This window comes from Pseudomonadota bacterium, assembly GCA_039714795.1.
Classification (GTDB): domain Bacteria; phylum Pseudomonadota; class Alphaproteobacteria; order JAGOMX01; family JAGOMX01; genus JBDLIP01.
Genome location: JBDLIP010000029.1, coordinates 1 through 17643, shown reverse-complemented (window position 1 = coordinate 17643; position 17643 = coordinate 1). Strand labels below are relative to the sequence as shown.

Annotated in this window: 7 protein-coding genes and 1 tRNA gene; 6 read left to right on the top strand and 2 right to left on the bottom strand. The window is 43.9% G+C overall.

Annotated features, from left to right (window positions below):
• Nucleotides 1-242: 242 nt before the first annotated feature.
• The 3 genes from lpxB (at nucleotide 243) to ABFQ95_03555 (ending at nucleotide 7514) form a co-directional block, all read left to right on the top strand.
• Nucleotides 243-1400, top strand: a complete 1158-nt coding sequence (gene lpxB, locus ABFQ95_03565) for a lipid-A-disaccharide synthase (protein ID MEN8236605.1) — start codon at nucleotides 243-245, stop codon at nucleotides 1398-1400.
• 1010 nt (nucleotides 1401-2410) lie between these two features.
• Nucleotides 2411-2485, top strand: a tRNA-Gly gene (locus tag ABFQ95_03560).
• A 196-nt stretch (nucleotides 2486-2681) separates the two neighbouring features.
• Nucleotides 2682-7514, top strand: coding sequence for an NAD-glutamate dehydrogenase (locus ABFQ95_03555; protein MEN8236604.1), 4833 nt, complete (start codon nucleotides 2682-2684; stop codon nucleotides 7512-7514).
• 423 nt (nucleotides 7515-7937) lie between these two features.
• Here the strand turns inward: ABFQ95_03555 and ABFQ95_03550 are convergent, their stop codons facing one another.
• Both ABFQ95_03550 and ABFQ95_03545 read right to left on the bottom strand, forming a co-directional pair.
• Entirely contained in the window at nucleotides 7938-8546 is a 609-nt protein-coding gene (locus tag ABFQ95_03550; protein MEN8236603.1) for an Rpn family recombination-promoting nuclease/putative transposase, read from the bottom strand.
• A gap of 14 nt (nucleotides 8547-8560) precedes the next feature.
• A complete protein-coding gene (locus ABFQ95_03545; protein ID MEN8236602.1) occupies nucleotides 8561-9016 on the bottom strand; it encodes an Rpn family recombination-promoting nuclease/putative transposase in 456 nt (151 codons plus the stop codon).
• Nucleotides 9017-9310: 294 nt separating this feature from the next.
• On the opposite strand from ABFQ95_03545, the gene addB reads away from it, so the two are divergent.
• The 3 genes from addB (at nucleotide 9311) to ABFQ95_03530 (ending at nucleotide 17396) form a co-directional block, all read left to right on the top strand.
• Complete coding sequence (gene addB / locus ABFQ95_03540) at nucleotides 9311-12226, top strand: double-strand break repair protein AddB (protein ID MEN8236601.1); 2916 nt, start codon at nucleotides 9311-9313, stop codon at nucleotides 12224-12226.
• Nucleotides 12210-15611 (top strand): double-strand break repair helicase AddA, encoded by a 3402-nt coding sequence (gene addA, locus ABFQ95_03535; protein MEN8236600.1) that lies wholly within the window; start codon nucleotides 12210-12212, stop codon nucleotides 15609-15611. The genes addB and addA overlap by 17 nt, the downstream gene beginning before the upstream one ends.
• Nucleotides 15612-15776: 165 nt before the next feature.
• Nucleotides 15777-17396 carry a hypothetical protein gene (locus ABFQ95_03530; protein ID MEN8236599.1) on the top strand — a complete coding sequence of 540 codons (1620 nt, stop codon included), beginning with the start codon at nucleotides 15777-15779 and terminating at the stop codon, nucleotides 17394-17396.
• The last annotated feature ends 247 nt before the right edge of the window (nucleotides 17397-17643 follow it).

The following is a 17643-nucleotide window of genomic DNA, read 5'->3' as shown; positions in this document are numbered from 1 at the left end:
AAGCAGGAGGCGTGCAGATTTTGGATAAATCTGAGGTGATTCGACTTGCAGATGAGCATGGGATTTTTTTGGCAGGGGTTTCATGTCAGAAATCAGAAGTCAGAAATCAGAGATCAGAGGATGGTCGTCATCCTGAACGCTGATTTTTCGGGCTATGCGATGTAATCGCATGGCACGGAAAAACTTTGCGATTCAGGATCCAATTATTGTGTGGTCGTGGTGGTGACGGTAGAGATTTAGATATGAGCAGTAAAAAACACATTTTTGTTTTAGCAGGGGAAGCTTCAGGGGATGCTCTAGGAGGGCCTTTGCTGCAAGCGTTGCTTCAAAAGACTGGAGGCCATGTGCGTTTTTCTGGGGTGGGAGGTGAGCTTATGCAGCAAGCTGGTCTTGAAAGTTTATATCCTATGTCGGATCTTTCTGTTATGGGATTTTTCGAAGTTTTTAAGCACTTGCCACGTCTGTTAAGCCGTTTACGGCAGACGAGGAAATATATTTTAAAAGAGCAGCCAGATGTTGTGGTGACCATAGATTTACCTGATTTTTCCTTCCGATTGGCAAAACAGCTTAGAGGCAGTGGCATTCCCTATATTCATTACCCCCCTCCAACGGTTTGGGCTTGGCGGCCCAAGCGCGCAAAAAAGATAGCTCCTGTTCTAGATCATCTGTTGGCTATTCTTCCATTTGAACCGCCGTATTTTGAAAAAGAAGGATTGCCGACAACCTTTGTGGGGCATTACGTTGTTGAGGCAGGCATTGACACCATTGATCGTCAAAAATTTCGCGATGATCATGAGATTGCCAAAGAGACTCTGTTACTCTGCTTGCTCCCCGGAAGCCGGCAGCGAGAGATTGATACACTTTTGCCTATTTTCAAACAAGCAGTTGCAAAGTTAAGATTGCGCTATCCAGATCTTAAAATTGTTATTCCCACCACAACAGCATTAAAGGAGCAAGTATCCCAGGCTGTTGATTCTTGGAGTGCCCCCAGTTTTGTTGTAACTGGCGCGCATGAAAAATATGCCGCCATGCGAGCCAGCAACGTTGCCCTGGCTGCTTCTGGGACTGTGAATCTAGAGCTTGCCATGGCTCGCACGCCTTTTGTGATTGCCTACCAAGTGAATCGATTAACTGGCTGGCTTGCTAGAAAAATCTTAAATGTTCGTTACGTGGCTATGGTCAACATCATGCACGATCGGTTGGTTGTTCCCGAATTATTGCAAGAAAAATGTGAACCCAATACAATGGTGCAAGAATTGGATAAGTTGTTGAGTTCGGCGCGTGCTCGGCAACAGCAAATAGAAGCATTTGAAGATGTGTGTAAGCAATTACAAGTCAAAGATGTAAAACCCAGTGAAAAAGCAGCTGAAGTGGTGTTGCGGTTGATGGCACTAACTTAAGCAGAAAAATCTTGCTAGTCCCACGGTCGTCATCCTCCCGGTTGCAGCATGTCATTCAACAGGATAGTAAACTAATGATATAGGAAAAGTAAAATGAGTAAAAATTGCACACGTAGAAAATTTCCAGGACACCAAAAAGCTGGCATCTTAAAACGCCTCTATGGTGCAACTATAACCCTTAGGCGACGTTTTTGATGAGGACTTATTGAAGGAGATTCTTTTATTATCTGTTATTCTTAAGTTACCTATTTCACAATTTACTGTTTTACCCCCGGTCATGGGGATTAACCATTTTATTTCTCTTATTTCTACTTCATCTTTTTCTACTTCTTTCATGATTTCGGAGTTTGTCGACGAAGAAAAACCTTTAACCTTCCTTCCTTCCTTCCTCAGTCATAAACTGGATTAGCAGTGGTTCAAAAAAGATCTTAGGTGGTTTGATCTTACGTGTTTTAAGGGTCCTAGGTGATTTATCTAATTTATCTAGATAGATAGATATCAGATGGTTTAAAAAAGATCTGAACATTAGTATACTCCCCGGTATTGTTTTGAAAATCTAGTTCAGCATACGAAGGCGCCCCCGATAAACTTAAACAGGATGCAAAGATAAACAATTTTTTCATCACTTCATTTGAAATTATTTATTTATACCTTATTTTAGGAATCAAAAGATTAATATACAGATAACAAAACACTAACTTTTAGTAATTGCAAACCCTTTATGTGATTGCGATTCGGTAGTACCCTTGATTTTGTGTTTAAGCCATATCGTATTGGAGGTAACAATGAGCAGAAGCAAGCAATATCAAAGCATCCCGACGAATTTGACAGAAGCTGAATTCGAGGAATTTGTCTTATCCCTCACAATTGTCACAAAGCCTTGATGTATATGACTTGAGAGCAGATATGCAGAAATTAGATGACGGATTTTGGACAAACATCAGGCTTGCAAAAAATTTTCAGTTGCGTATTATCGTGTCTATACAGTCCATCCGGACGTGAATGGTTGCGCGGGCGTAGCTCAGGGGTAGAGCACAACCTTGCCAAGGTTGGGGTCGAGGGTTCAAATCCCTTCGCCCGCTCCATTTGAAAGTCATATTTGCAAAAATTGGGGAAGGGGCGTGCTTGCCTGTTCGCCCGTGCATATTCTCATTTACTGCTGAATCCTGTAAAATATACCAAAGTGAAATCAAAACCTCTGTCTTCTCGCTATCATCAAACTAGAGGTTTTGATTTCACGGTAGTATAAACACAAAAGTGAGGCAACCGGGAGAGTCGTCAATGTCAGGCAATCAGGCCAGAATCGAGGAAATTACAGCACTTGTGTTACGAGAAATGCCAGTTGAGCAACGGCCACTTGTTGAGTCATTTGTATACACTTTCTTTAAGCGTAAAAAATATATCGATCTCAACACTTTACCTACTGAAGTGATTGTACAAATTCTTCAAAATCTTTGGTACTTTTTTGCAGAGCGCCTGCCTGGTGAAAACAAAGTTGAAGTTGTTGAGGTTGCAGATCCTGATTCGTTTGGCAATGCCCGCACCATCATCAATATCTTGACGGAGAATAAGCCTTTTCTTGCAGATTCATTCTTGGGAATCTTGCGTCAAGAGGGGATTGTTGCGCATATTTTTATATCGCCGTTATATGATGTGAGCCGCAATGAGTCGGGTCAGCCTAAAAGCGTTGATGTCCCTTCGAGCTTGGAGAAAAAAAACTCCTTTGAAGCCCTTTTGCACTGCGAAATTCTTCAGCCCATTGATAAAAAACAGGTTGCTTTATTGCGTGACAAGATTGTGCAAACCCTACAAGACGTGGCATTGGCAGTGCGTGATTGGAAAGCAATGCGCGCTTGCGTCAGTGGGACTGCACAAATGTTGCAGGTACCTGGTTTTTCTGAAGATCAAGCAGCTGAGGTCCGGGAATTTCTAAAGTGGATTGAAAACAACCATTTTACTTTTTTAGGATTTCGGGAGTATGACTTTCAAAAACCAAAGATAACTTCCTTTGAAGAATCCGTTGTAGCAAAATCTAGTCTTGGCATCTTGCAAGCTTCACATCATGAGGATACGGGTATTCTCTATCACGGAATTAATTTGCAGGACGAGTGTGTTAGTTTTCTCTACCACAAAGATCCAGTGATTGTTTCCAAAACCAATCGTTTTTCTCCTGTGCACCGTAATGTACCTATGGATTCGATTAGTATTAAGATTTTTGATAGCAAAGGAAAAGTGGTTGGCTTGCGCCAGTTTTTGGGGTTGTTTACCTCTGTAGCTTACAGCAGTAGTGCATTGGATATTCCTTTATTGCGACACAAGGTGCTAACTGTTGTCAAACAGGCTGGCTTTTCTCCGGAGTGGCACGATGGTAAGGCTTTGTTGCACGTTCTTGACACGTTGCCTCGGGATGAATTATTTCAAGCAGCAGCGGAAGAACTGATGTCAATTGGTGTGAAGGTCTTATCTTTGCAAGAAGAGCCTCGGGTTGCCTTATTTATTCGCAAGGATAATTTTAACCGCTTTCTGTCGTGTTTTGTTTTTATCCCGCGTGATCGCTTCGATTACGAACTTATTGAGCAGCTTCAAAGGATTTTGCAGCGTGAGCTTGGGTATACAGTGACACTCAGTAGTGCTCGTTATGGAGGCCTCTCTTTTGCACGCGTGCATTATATCGCTGCCACTGAAGGACAAGAAGGACTTCAGTATGATGTGAAAGTTCTGGAGCAATTGTTAATTCAGGCAGCTGAGTCTTGGGAAGATCAGTTGCAAACTGAACTACAAAATCAGCTAAAGCAGCCCCAAGCAGCAACCTTGTTTGCAAAATATGAAAAAGCTTTTGATAAAGGTTATCAGGTAAAAACAGCTATCTCTGAAGTGGTGATAGACATTCGATTGGTTGAAAAAACGGTTAAGGCTCAGCAACCTTTTGTAAGAGTTTTTCGTTTGCCGCAAGATAAAGATTACACTGTGCGTCTTAAGCTTTATCATACGGGTGAGGCTTATTTGCTTTCTGACATTCTTGATAAGCTGACCAATATGGATTTGCATATTCTTTATGAGGCACGGGTTCATGTTGTTCCCCAAGGTGATCGATCTGTTTGGATTCATGATATTGCAGCCAAAAGCCGCGAGCGATACCCCGTTGCCCTAGAAGCTGTAACAGATAAATTCCAAGAGGCTTTCTTGCGGGTTTTGCAAGGTGATATTGAAAACGATGGCTTTAACCGTTTAGTGTTGCGGTCCACCTTTAGCTGGCGTCAGTGTCTTTTGATGCGAGCATTTTGCAAATATTTGCACCAAATCCAAATTCCCTTTCGGCAGACTTACATTGAAGAAACTTTGGTTAAACACGGAGAGATAACCCAAGAGATTTGTCAGCTTTTTTTCTGCCGGTTTGATCCGGTTCAGGCGTTTGAGAGAAAGGCGTGTGAGGTCAATACTTATAAAGGCGTTCGCGCTAAGCTGGATCAGATACAACACCCCGACGAAGATCGTATCTTAAGGAGCCTTGCAAACCTTGTTATGGCAACGGTGCGTAGCAATTTCTTTCATGTTGATGCTGAAGGGAAACCGATGAGTTATCTTTCCTTCAAGTTTGAGTCAGAGCGGATCGAGGAGCTACCTCTGCCGCGACCTATGTACGAAATTTTTATCTATTCTATTCGGTTTGAAGCCGTGCATTTACGCGGCGGAAAAGTGGCCAGAGGGGGTATTCGCTGGTCAGATCGACGTGAGGATTTTCGGACAGAGATTTTGGGACTTGTCAAAGCACAGATGGTTAAAAACTCTGTCATTGTCCCTGTTGGAGCCAAAGGGGGATTTGTTGTTAAGACAAATCTCGAGCAGATGGATCGGACAGAAGCTAAGGCTGAAGGGCAAGCGTGCTATCAAGAAATGGTCAAGGCCATGTTGGAAATCACAGATAACCTGGTAGCAGGCGAGGTCAAGCATCCTCTTAGCACTTTTTGTTATGACGAGGACGATCCGTATTTTGTAGTCGCCGCTGACAAAGGAACTGCAACATTTTCTGATTATGCCAATGCCATTGCCCAGAAGCAGAATTTTTGGCTGGATGATGCTTTTGCTTCAGGCGGCAAGACCGGCTATGACCATAAAAAAATGGGTATTACGGCAAAGGGTGCGTGGGAATCTGTTAGACAACATTTTTGGGCGCATGGCAGGGATATTGAAAAAGAGTCCATTGCTGTTGTAGGCATTGGTTCTATGGCGGGGGATGTGTTTGGGAACGGGATGTTACTTTCACCACATCTAAAGCTTTTAGCAGCTATCAGCTATCGGTCAATTTTTATTGACCCCAATCCTGATCCGGAGATTAGTTTTAAAGAGCGCCACAGACTGTTTGGTGAGGTGTTGGGGTGGGAACACTATAACCAAGATTTGTTGTCAAGGGGTGGTGCTGTGTATGAGAAAACCTCTAAGCAAGTCCACTTAACCCCTGAAATTAGGCATTGGTTGCAGTTGGGTCAGGAAACGATCACTCCAGCACAGTTAATTCAAAATCTTCTTAAGTCTCAATATGATCTCTTCTGGCTTGGAGGTGTAGGCACCTATGTTAAATCAAGCCGGGAAACTCATGCACAAGTTGGAGATCGCAGCAATGATGCTTACCGAGTGAATGCAGATGAGTTGCGGTGCCGGGTTGTTGGAGAAGGGGCAAATTTGGGTTTGACCCAAAATGCTCGAATTGAGTTTGCAAGGGCGGGAGGCTGCATTAACAATGATGCAGTTGATAATGCAGGCGGCGTTGATTGCTCGGATCACGAAGTAAACATCAAGATCTTACTGCAAGATGTGGTGGAGCAAGGAAAACTTTCCCTCACGCAAAGGGATCAACTCTTGGAACAGATGACTGATGAGGTAGAACACCTGGTTTTGCAAAGTAACCAGTATAACAACTTGGCCCTGGCACTTGCACAATCGCGAGCCAGTCATATCTTAGAGCGTGATGCACGTTTGATGCGACACCTAGAAAAAAAGGGAGTTTTAAACCGGCAACTTGAGTTCTTACCCGATGATGTCAAACTCACTGAGTATCAAAAATCAGGTGTTGGATTGACTCGGCCTGAGCGGGCGGTGTTGTTTGCCTATAGTAAGAATGATTTGTTTAATGAGATCATCAAAACTCAATTGCCTGATGACTCTTTACTGGAGTTTGAATTACGGAATTATTTTCCCAAGGTGTTGCAGGAAAAATACCTGCCTGAGATCTTGCGTCATCCCTTAAGGCGTGAAATTGTTGCGACAATGGCAGTTAATCGACTGATCAATTTTATGGGCTCAGCATTTTCACTAGAGCTTGCAGGAAAGTTGGGACGTCCCAGTTGGGAGATCGTGCAAGGGTTTTACTTGGTGCTGCATCTCTATGGCTTTCATAATTTGATCGAAAGTATTAAGGAATTGGAAACAAAATTAACTCCTGAAAACCAGATTAAATGCTTGTCACAAATTCGCTGGCGCATCAAGCGCACAGTGATTTGGTTCTTAGGGCATCGGGTTCCTTTCCTGACAGATGCCTTAATGCAAAAATTTGAAACCAACCTCGCCGAATTACAACAACATATACAACTATGCTTAACAACTTACGATAAGGAACAGTTGCTGGAAATGATTAAGCGTTATCGTTCTTTTGGATTGAGTGAGTTGCTTGCAAGACAAATGGCAGAAATTGAGCTGATTGCTGCGTCTTCTGATATTTTATTGATTGCAGAAGATATGGGGGTTGCCGTTGTTGAGGTAGCACGCGTTTATTTTGCTGTTGGCACGCGCTTTGCTTTCAATGACCTTAGGTCTCAGGCATCCAATCTTTGGAGTAAAACATCTTGGCAGCGCTTGGCAATCCACGGAATCTTTGAAGATTTCTCTTTTGCTCAAGATCGTTTGACGCGTCAGGTGTTGCAGTATTTTCAGGCGCAGAATAAGGCTGTCCCGGATTCTGGTCCAAAGGCCTTAGAAATTTGGCAGCATCATGTTTCCGACGCTGTTGCCCACGTTGATGGAATTTTAAAAGATACCCAAGCTTTACCAACTGCCGATTTGGCTGTGCTTTCTGTAGCACAAAGAGAGTTGAGGATGTTCACTGAAAAGGTGAGCTAAAAGAGTATATGCTAGTGCAAAAAAAAGCCGGGATAAACCCGGCCAAGTTTTACAGGGAGGCTTCATGTCTGGGAGACATAGGTCTTGGGATAAACCCAACACCTTTGGGACCGAAGTCCCGGTTCGAGCATCGCGCCCGAACTGATTAAAATATAGTTAATCGTAATAAAAAATAAAAGCGTTTTTTACGCATAGGATGTATGACTATATAACATAAAAATTTAAGATAAATTCTAGCGAGATATAACCTCAGACCACTGCCCCCCGGGGTTGTTCAGTGAAGATGTGCTGCCTACGGATCGTCATCCTGAACGTTGGTTTTGGAACTCAAGTTTTACTCATTTTTGTCCAACGTCTCCTATGTGCCTATGATAACCGGTATCCAATTATCTTTTTCCTCAAAGCTAACAAACGCAGCCAAATTTAAGAAAAATTCTTACAACGGATGTCGCCAACTTCTTCTACAGACAAACCCGTCCCTTTGCTAACTTGTTCAATACTCAAGCCCGCTTTTAGAAAATTAAGCGCTGTGAGTCTGATACCACGGTCTATACCTTGTTCTATGCCTTGCTCTATGCCTCGCTCCATACCCTGCTCTATCCCTTGAGCAAGTCCTTCCTGTTTCCAATGCTCTGCTAATGTCATAACTTTTTCCTCCGGGTCTTCTAATCCTTGTCGTAATATTTTCACAAACTCTTCCGGGTCTCTAATCTCACCGGCCTCTGTTACGTACGTCAACGTACGGTAGATATAATCACTTCCACCTGTTGATTCAATCCTTTGTAGCAAGTGTATCATATCTTTCAAGATAGGTAAAAAATCATGATCGCGAATATGTTTCATAACCAAACCCAACAGGCTTAACCACTGATACTGCTTGAGTTGCTCATCCGGAATCTGAGTTAAATCCACCAGCTTGTAAGGTTTGCTGTAAATGCTTTGCGCTATACTGAAGAGAAATGAAAACCTCTGTTTCCTGATACGCTCGAAGTGCTCATTTACCCAAGTAAACTGCGCGCTTCTCGCTATCATTAAACTAGAGGTTTTCATTTCTCGCGAGATAGCTTTTTGTGCTTGCCAAATAAATCATAAATGTTCGTCGAATGTTTGTATTCCTTGCGCCCGGTATAAAAGATCATCGGGAAAACAATAGGTAACTTGCTCTCACCGGTTCGCCGACAATGCTCTTCCATAATTGCCAAGACATATTGGAGCATACGCAAGGGAAGCAAAGGATCAGGCGTTGAGGCATGCTCTATCAGTAGATATAAATAACCATCCTCTCCTGCAAAATCTACTGAAAACAGAATATCAACAACCTTTGCGTGTAATTTGTCATTGATGTAACTCTCCTTTTGTGGAGCAAGGCTCGACAAATCAACACATTTCTTGATGGCAACGGGCAAGTGTTCATTAAAAAATTCACGTGCAACCTTAGGTTGCAGCAAGGAAGAACGCGCATAGCGATCATGGGGAGAAAGACGACTTTTCTTTTTAGGCATCCAAAGACTCTGCTGTTATTGGTGATAGTTGCTACCTTAAACTATAAGCTTGCTTATGACCATAACTAACCTGAGTTTTGGATAAGAGATAACTGCACTTTCTGTCCACGGGCCGTTTGGAGGTCTGTTTGAGAAGACTTGCTTGACAGATCTTGTGGGCATTGAACTGGGCCAGGATTTCCAGATTTTAAGACATTGATTTTAGGCGGTAATTTTTTGTCATCTGGTCCATTTACCCGGGAATTTGGAGAAGATACCCTTTACCCATAGCTTAGTAATCGCTACTTTACTCCCATGGATAAAGTAAACCCAACACACGTTTTTAATATCCCTGCCTGGATGCCGTTTTTGGACACCCTTGCAGAGCAATTGTTACATGACACCGGCAGTGATCCTGCAGCTCTCAACCAACACCTGATTTTGCTACCGCACCGCCGGGCGTGCCGCTCCTTGAAAGATGTGTTTTTAAAACATGCAAAACACGGAAAACCTCTGATGCTGCCGCAGATGATGGCGTTGGGAGATTTAGACGAGGACTTTGTGGCTTTTAATAAACCGGACTTTACTGTCTTAAAAACGGTTGCATCGCTTGAGCGCCAGGGGCTTTTGATGTCCCTGATCCAGCGGCATCAAGAATTAACCACACAGGAGGATTCTCATCCGCTTCATGCAGCACAAGTTGTGCAATTAGCGCAAGAACTGGCAGGTCTCATTGATCAGGTCGCATGGGCCGGAGTGTCTCTAGATGAGCTTTCTCAACTCGCACCAGAAGATTACGCACATCACTGGCAGGTCACCCTCGATTTTTTGAAAATCGTTGCCCAATTCTGGCCAGAAATTTTAGCCGAAAAAGCATGTGTGGATCCGGCCAAACGTCAGCGCTCGCTTCTGGAAGATTACGCAGATATGTGGCGGCAACATCCTCCCGATTATCCAGTAGTTGCAGCAGGATCGACTGGAACCATACCAGCAACAGCGGTATTGTTAAACGTTGTGCGGTCTTTGCCTCAAGGAAAAGTAATTTTACCTGGACTAGACCGAGATATTGCGGATGCGGCATGGACTGATCTGGATTTATGCCATCCACAATATGGTTTGCAGCACTTACTTAAGCGTTTTGAGATGTCAAGGGCAGAGGTACAAGAATTGCCAATCCTGGAAAATCAACAGCACGCTCAACCTGGACAAAAGCGCGCCCAGCTTTTGTCGCAGGCACTGGCACCTGATATTGCTTTAACTGCACGGCGTGATTTTGCGGGTGCTTTACAAGGGTTTTGCTACCTGCAATGCGCTAGTGTGCAGGAAGAAGCGCTGAGCATCGCCATGATGGTGCGGGAAACCCTAGAAACCCAAGCTAAAACAGTCTGCATCATCACGCCGGATCGTTTGTTAGTAGAACGCATCAAGTCTGAGCTTTTACGTTGGCACATTGTAGCTGATGATACCGCAGGTACTTCTCTGACTGCTACAGTGCCTGGTCGATTTTTATTATTGCTGGCAGAGTTTTTGTGTCAGCCATTTTCTAGTCTGGCTTTGTTGTCAGTGCTCAAACAACCTTTTTTGGATACGCGATGGGCTCCATTGTTGGAACAACAGGTTATTAGAGGTCGTCCGCCGTTTGAGAGTTTTTCCGTTTTCTTAAGCCAAGTCAAAAATCTAGAACAGCAAGAACTTTATGCTTGGCTGCAAAACTTTTATACCGTTGCACAACCATTACTTGAGCTACAGAAAGATCAAAGAAATTCTTTTGCAAAGTTATTTAAGAATTTTCTACGCGTTGCAGACCATTTAACAGAGAAAAAGATTTGGCAAGGTGAATTAGGACAAGCGTGCTTAGAGTTTTGCAAACAACTTATTGAAACAATCTCAGTGTTTCCAGATGTGGCACGACAAGATTTTCCTGAAGTATTGCAAGAATTGTTGAAGGGGCAAACTGTGCGGCAACCGCACGGATTTCACGAACGTGTGCATATTTATGGGCCCCTTGAGGCTCGTATGCTGAAAGCTGATCGTGTCATTTTAGCAAGCTTAAACGAAGGAACTTGGCCAGGCCATCATGACACAGATCCGTGGTTGAATCGCCCGATGCGAGAACAACTGGGTTTGCCCCTGCCAGAAAGGCGCGTGGGGTTATCAGCCCATGACTTTGCCCACGGATTTTCTGCGCCCGAAGTTGTGCTAACCCGCTCCACCAAAGTAGGAGGAACACCAACCGTTCCTGCTCGGTGGTTGTTGCGCATTAAAACTGTTCTCCAGCAACAGGAACTCATGCACAAGGTCGATAGAGGGGAAAAATGGACCTGGTGGCAAAGCCAACTTGATCAGCCAACGGCAATTAAGCCATGGGCGCAACCAGCACCACGACCGCCCGCCGACGTACGCCCTAAGAAATTATCGGTTACAAAAATTGAAATCTGGATGCGGGATCCCTATGCCATTTACGCACGGCATATTTTAAAATTGCGTCCTTTAGATCCTCTGGAATTTACCTTTGATGCTTCAATCAGAGGAACATTTTTGCACGCCGTGCTTGAACATTACTTGAAATCAAAACCTGATGTAAATTCTCCTCAGGCAGCTAATGCTCTATTTACACTGGCACAACAGATGTATACACAACAGTATGGGGGCTCATTGCTGTCAAGCTTTTGGGGGCATCGCCTGCGCCGGGTTGCCCAGTGGTTTATTGGGCAAGAGCGCAAACACAGGCAAGCAAAGGCTCCTATCGAAACTTGGTTAGAAGTGCCAGGTCAAATCCAAGTCACTCCTGCGTTCGTATTAACTGCAATCGCCGATCGCATTGATAAAACGAGCGATGGAGCCCTGCACATTATTGATTATAAAACTGGCATGGTGCCATCGAGTGAAAATGTGCGCAAAGGCTATGCCTCACAATTGGCCTTGGAGACATCTATGGCACAGCAAGGTAGCTTTACCGGTGTTGTAGCTGCTCCAGTGGGATCGTTAAGTTTTTGGCAGCTAACTGGGCGAACTCCTGCTGGCGCGGTCAAGGCTTTAAAAGACGATCCGGAAGAACTTGCCGAAGAAGCGCTTTACGGTTTGCAGCAACTGATTAAAACTTTTGCTGATCCTTTCACGCCATACCAGTCATGCCCGCGACCCAATCGAGCTCCCAAGTTCAATGACTATGCGCATCTGGCTCGCGTTGCCGAGTGGGGTCAAGGAGGCATTGATGACAACGAGAACTGAGTTTCGCTCCTGGGTGTCGGACCCAGCAACCTGCACTTGGGTGGCAGCGTCTGCTGGAACAGGCAAAACAAAAGTACTTACCGATCGGGTGCTCTCTTTGCTATTGCACGGGGCAGCTCCTGAAAAAATTCTTTGTTTGACTTTCACGCGTGCAGCCGCCGGCGAGATGACCAATCGCTTGAACACTTGCCTGAGCCGTTGGAGCACATTGGATGCAAACTCCCTAATCGATGAATTGGCGCCGCTTGTGGGAGAAGCGATTACAGTGGAAATGCAAGCCCATGCTCGATCTTTGTTTGCCCGAGTGTTGGATGCCAGGGGCGGTATGAAAATCATGACCATTCACGGGTTTTGCCAGGCTTTGCTTAAACGTTTTCCCCTGGAAGCCGAACTGCCGCCGCATTTTTCCGTGCTGGATGAGCAAACCACCCGAGCTTTGTTGCATCAGGCACAACGTGATGTTTTGTTGCGCTCCGATAACCCATCTAATGACCCATCTAATGACCAAGGGCATCAAAAAACCTTGTCTGATTTAGCTGAACTTTTTGATGAGAACACTTTTGCTGCCGTCCTACATCAATTACTAGCCAAACGACATCACCTGAAACTTGCCACTGGAGGGCGGATTGCAGGATTGTTTGAGCCACTTTTACAAGTGTCTTTGTCGGAAGCTGAGTCAGATATTCTGGCTCGCTTTTGTCACGAAACCCATTTCGATTTGGTATCGTTGAAACATGCCGTCAAATTCTTAAATGATGGGCTCAAGACAGATCAAGATCGGGCCCGTCGTATTGCAAATTGGCTGTTTTCACCACAAGAGCGCCTTGATCGACTGCCAGAATATCGCGCCGCCTTTCTGACGCAAACGGGAGATATTCGCAAAGTTTTGGTCACAAAACGTCTTGGTGAAATGTGCCCAGAGCTTACAGATATTTTAACTCAAGAAGCCTACCGCTTCCTTGAGCTGGAACAATATCTAAAGAAACACCGCATTGGGCGCATCTCCTCAGCCAGTTTAAGCTTAGGCTCAGCCATTGCCAAGCGCTATGAAACCTTGAAACGCTATCGAGGCGTACTAGATTACGATGATTTGATTAGATCCACTGGTCAACTGCTTTCCAAGCCAGACATTGCGCCTTGGGTGCTCTATAAACTCGATGGCGGTTTGGATCACATTTTGGTTGATGAAGCCCAAGACACCAGTGCTGCACAATGGCAGGTGATTGCTGCTTTGGCAGAAGAGTTTTTTTCAGGACTTGGCACACGCCCGGAAACCCCTAGATCCATTTTTGTAGTTGGCGACGTCAAGCAGTCAATTTATAGTTTTCAAGGGGCAGATCCCCAAGTCTTCGGGCAGATGCGCACCCATTTTGCCAAGCTGGTCAAAGCATGTCAGCAACCCTGGCAAGACGTGCGCTTGACCACTTCTTATCGCTCTACCGCTGCTGTACTACAGGTGGTTGATCAGGTGTTTCAAAATGAAGTTGCCCGTAATGGTGTGGCGATGGAAGGAGGTGAGATCAAGCACGTTCCTTATCGAGAAGGGGAGGGGGGTTTGGTTGAAGTATGGCCGCTCGTGCAACCTGCAACTGAGGAACAAGAAGCCGCATGGCCGATGCCAGTGGCCAAAACCGAGTATCAACCAAGTCCTGCCTACATGTTGGCGCAGCAGTTGGCTGATTGCATTCAACAGTGGCTGGAAACTGGCGAACGGTTGGAAGCGAAAAATCGCCCTTTAAGGCCCGGGGATATTATGATTCTAGTACAGCGGCGCACAGCATTTGTCGATGCTCTCATTAAAGCTCTCAAACAAAAGAACGTCCCCATTGCAGGCAATGACCGCCTGTTGCTCACCACACATTTGGCGATTCAAGACTTGATGGCGTTGGGACAATTCTTGTTGTTGCCAGAAGATGATTTGACTCTAGCGACCGTTTTAAAATCTCCGCTGATTGGTTTGGATGAAGATCAATTGTTTTATCTAGCCCACGATCGCGGCAAGCAATCGCTCTGGCAACAGTTAATAGATAATGCCGACGATAATTTGGATTTCAGGCGTGCCCACACTTATTTATACGAGTTAAAGACGAAAGCACACCGGCTCACTCCTTATCAGCTATATGCAGAAATTCTGGGCGCGCAAAAAGGAAAATGTGCTTTTATTGCGCGATTGGGCCACGACGCGGTGGATCCATTGCAAGAATTTCTTGCTCTTGCTTTGGCTTATGAACAAAATAACACAGCATGCCTGCAAACCTTTTTAGCCTGGCTACAAGAAGGTGATATTCAAATCAAACGTGATCTTGACCAGGGCGGGCTCGATGAAGTTCGGATTATGACCGTACATGGATCGAAAGGTTTGCAAGCTCCAGTTGTTATTTTACCAGACACAGTTCGAGTGCCACAGCTTCGGGATGCGCTGCTTTGGCATAAGGTTTCAAAGGATAATCAACTTCCTTTATGGAACCCACCAAGAGATGCAGCTTGTGACTTTACTGAGCCTATGCGGGAGCGTGCCAATGCCCGTCTTTTGCAAGAGTATAATCGCTTGCTTTACGTTGCCATGACTCGCGCTGAGGATCGGTTATATGTGTGTGGCTGGCAGACCCAACGCAAGCCCTTAGATATCTGCTGGTATCACCAAATCCAGCGGGCAGTTGCTGAGGTAGGGAAAGCCGTGCAAACGGGCTGGAAAGTTGAGTGCGAACAGGTTGCAAGTCAACCAAAAGCGCAAATCGATTCTATGATGCCACCTGCAACCGTTGATCCATTGCCTGAATGGACCCAACAAGACATCGGTTCACAGACAGCTGAGCTTCTGCGCCACCCCTCACAGATGCAAGTCCCCAATGAGGTTCAAACTATAACCTCACCACTTGACTCACAAGAGCCATCAAGACAATTGCGAGGAGAGATCCTACACAAATTGCTACAATACATACCTCGGGTTGACCCTGTACGACGCCAAGCAGTGTGTCAGAATTATTTGCAGAAATATTTTTCCGAGCACGACTGTAAAATCGATTCTTTAACAAAAACAGTGTTGCAGATTTTGGAAGATCCGGTGTTTGCAAACGTGTTTGGTCCTAACTCTCAAGCTGAAGTGCCAATTGCCGGTCAGACGAAATCGGGCATGATATCTGGGCAAGTGGATCGTTTAGTGGTGACTCCAGAGCAGGTTTTGATTGTTGATTTCAAAAGTGATAGACAAGTTCCTAAGACCTGGGAGCAGATACCACACAAATATCTCACGCAGTTATACACTTATGGGGAGTGTTTGGCTGGCATGTATCCGGAACGTCAGGTAAAATGCGCGCTGTTGTGGACGGAGATTCCCCGTTTGGATACGGTTCCAGATCAGTGGATGCAGCTGAGGGCTGCTTAAATAACCTGAGTTTTGGATAAGAGAGGAGTTCACTTAACAGCCCTGATGCAGGGATTTTTATGATTGACATTTAGTTGTGTTGTCGTGTATTATCCACTGATTAGCAAGTATGGATCTTGTGTCGTTTTATTTTTTAAATGTTTATTACACAAAAGGAAAAATGTTATGCTTTCAAATTACATAAAGTATGTTTTTCAATTTCGTTTCGTAACTCTTGCGATAGCCTTTACGCTCCTTATTTTCTCCTCACAGGTGCGTAGTAAGAACTTTGCTATTGAAGAGCTTGAAAACTCTCAATTTAGAATCACTATCGGTGAAAAGCAAACAACTATCCTGAAAGATCAAGGCCAACAAGTATTGTTCGAAAATTATACTTTTAAGCTAAACCAGGATAGAGAAATAACAATTGGTTGTCAGAATAGCGATATAAAATTTGATGATTTTAATATTAATGCCTCAAATATTTCCGTTGTTTTAAATTTGGAATTACATATCAGCAAGCTTATTTCTAATGTGCCTATCACAAATAACCAAAAGCTATTTGTGAATCAACTAGAATATAATTGCAGAAATATTCTCAAGAATAATGGAGAGATGACACTAAGCGGCGAATCATCGAGAAATTTGCAGTTGGTCAACGAAACAACCGCTACTGCAAATCTCAGTGCGAATAATCTAATTTTTCGATCTGTCTGCAACCGAGGTAAAATTTACGTTAGCAGGGGAAACTATTATTTTGGCAACTATCAAAATGCTGGTGAACTGCACTTTAAGGGACCGGGTACCCATGTGAAATATGCACAACTTCAGGGAAAGGAAGGGAAAACTTTTTCACCTGATAGCTTTTTAATGGTGACAGATTACACAACGGGATCTGTAGAAGCGTTTGGGAAGTTTATTGTTCCCAAAGGAGCTAAGTTTAATGTACCTAATAAACAGGACATCAAAGCTTTCGCCCAATCATTGCAGCGCGACAATATGGACTACACAAATATCATTGTTAATAACCTAGACCTTGGCTTGTGGCTCGAGAATGGGTCTGAAGACGAAAAACAAAGTAACCATTTTCCCACACAGGCAAACTCCGCAGAACTTTCATTACTTTTTAATACTCTCGTAGAAAATATCCCAAAACCAAAAAAGATATCAAAAGATGAGGGATTGTTTACTAATTTATCATTGTTTATTTATGAATTACCTTTGCTTAAAGAAGAGGCAAACAGTGATGATCCAATCCAAATTTCAAAATATTTTCTTATCCATAATAAGAATGCAGAAAATTTTTTAAAAGACGGGGTCAAATATTATAAGATAAATTTGTTCTTCTCTAAAAATTATCACATCTCTAACAGTCTTTTTTTAGGAGCTGCACGTTCCCACAAATTGTATGGTGAAGGTGATAACTTTCGTGGTGAAAAAAAACGAAATTATGGCTTTCTACCCTATCTTGGTATTACCCTTTACGAGATGATTATCACAATCCTAGAACAAGCAGATGCAATGCATCACAAAAATTTTACAGAAGGCAATTTTCTGAAGAATTATCAACTTATATATGACCAGCTGCAACGTGACCTTGCCTACCACACCCAAGTGGGGGCCGCCTCTCAGATTCAAAGCTATTTTGATGAGGAAGAGGAAGATGCACTTAAAGGAGAGTTTGCTGTACAAATATTGATTGAGTTAGTTGAGGAACAAAAGTTGTCACCTGAAGATGTGTTTAAGGCTCTAGAAAATATGCAAAGCACTAAAGCTAATTTAAACGCAATTGGTCAGGCCTTATAGTGACAACCAATTACTTCAACGCCTGCCCCCTGGGAGGACAAAGATATTTGGTTCTGCAGGGCCACCTCATGAAAAAAATAATCAATCACTACCGCCTAAAGGGGGACTGGGTTAGCCGTATTACCATGGTACTTTGATTTTTTTCACCCTATTCCTGACGAAATTTTAAAAAGTGAGAATTTTTTGTAAAAAATCTATCCGATCGTCAAAAATATAAAGTTTTTCTGAGCAAATGGACAACAAATTG

What these genes read in the sequence shown, in the direction of transcription:
- ABFQ95_03545 (MEN8236602.1), bottom strand. Translation starts at nt 9,016, where the DNA reads ATGCCTAAAAAGAAAAGTCGTCTTTCTCCCCATGATCGCTATGCGCGT.
- ABFQ95_03550 (MEN8236603.1), bottom strand. Translation starts at nt 8,546, where the DNA reads ATGATAGCGAGAAGCGCGCAGTTTACTTGGGTAAATGAGCACTTCGAG.
- ABFQ95_03555 (MEN8236604.1), top strand. Translation starts at nt 2,682, where the DNA reads ATGTCAGGCAATCAGGCCAGAATCGAGGAAATTACAGCACTTGTGTTA.
- addA (MEN8236600.1), top strand. Translation starts at nt 12,210, where the DNA reads ATGACAACGAGAACTGAGTTTCGCTCCTGGGTGTCGGACCCAGCAACC.
- addB (MEN8236601.1), top strand. Translation starts at nt 9,311, where the DNA reads ATGGATAAAGTAAACCCAACACACGTTTTTAATATCCCTGCCTGGATG.
- lpxB (MEN8236605.1), top strand. Translation starts at nt 243, where the DNA reads ATGAGCAGTAAAAAACACATTTTTGTTTTAGCAGGGGAAGCTTCAGGG.
- ABFQ95_03530 (MEN8236599.1), top strand. Translation starts at nt 15,777, where the DNA reads ATGCTTTCAAATTACATAAAGTATGTTTTTCAATTTCGTTTCGTAACT.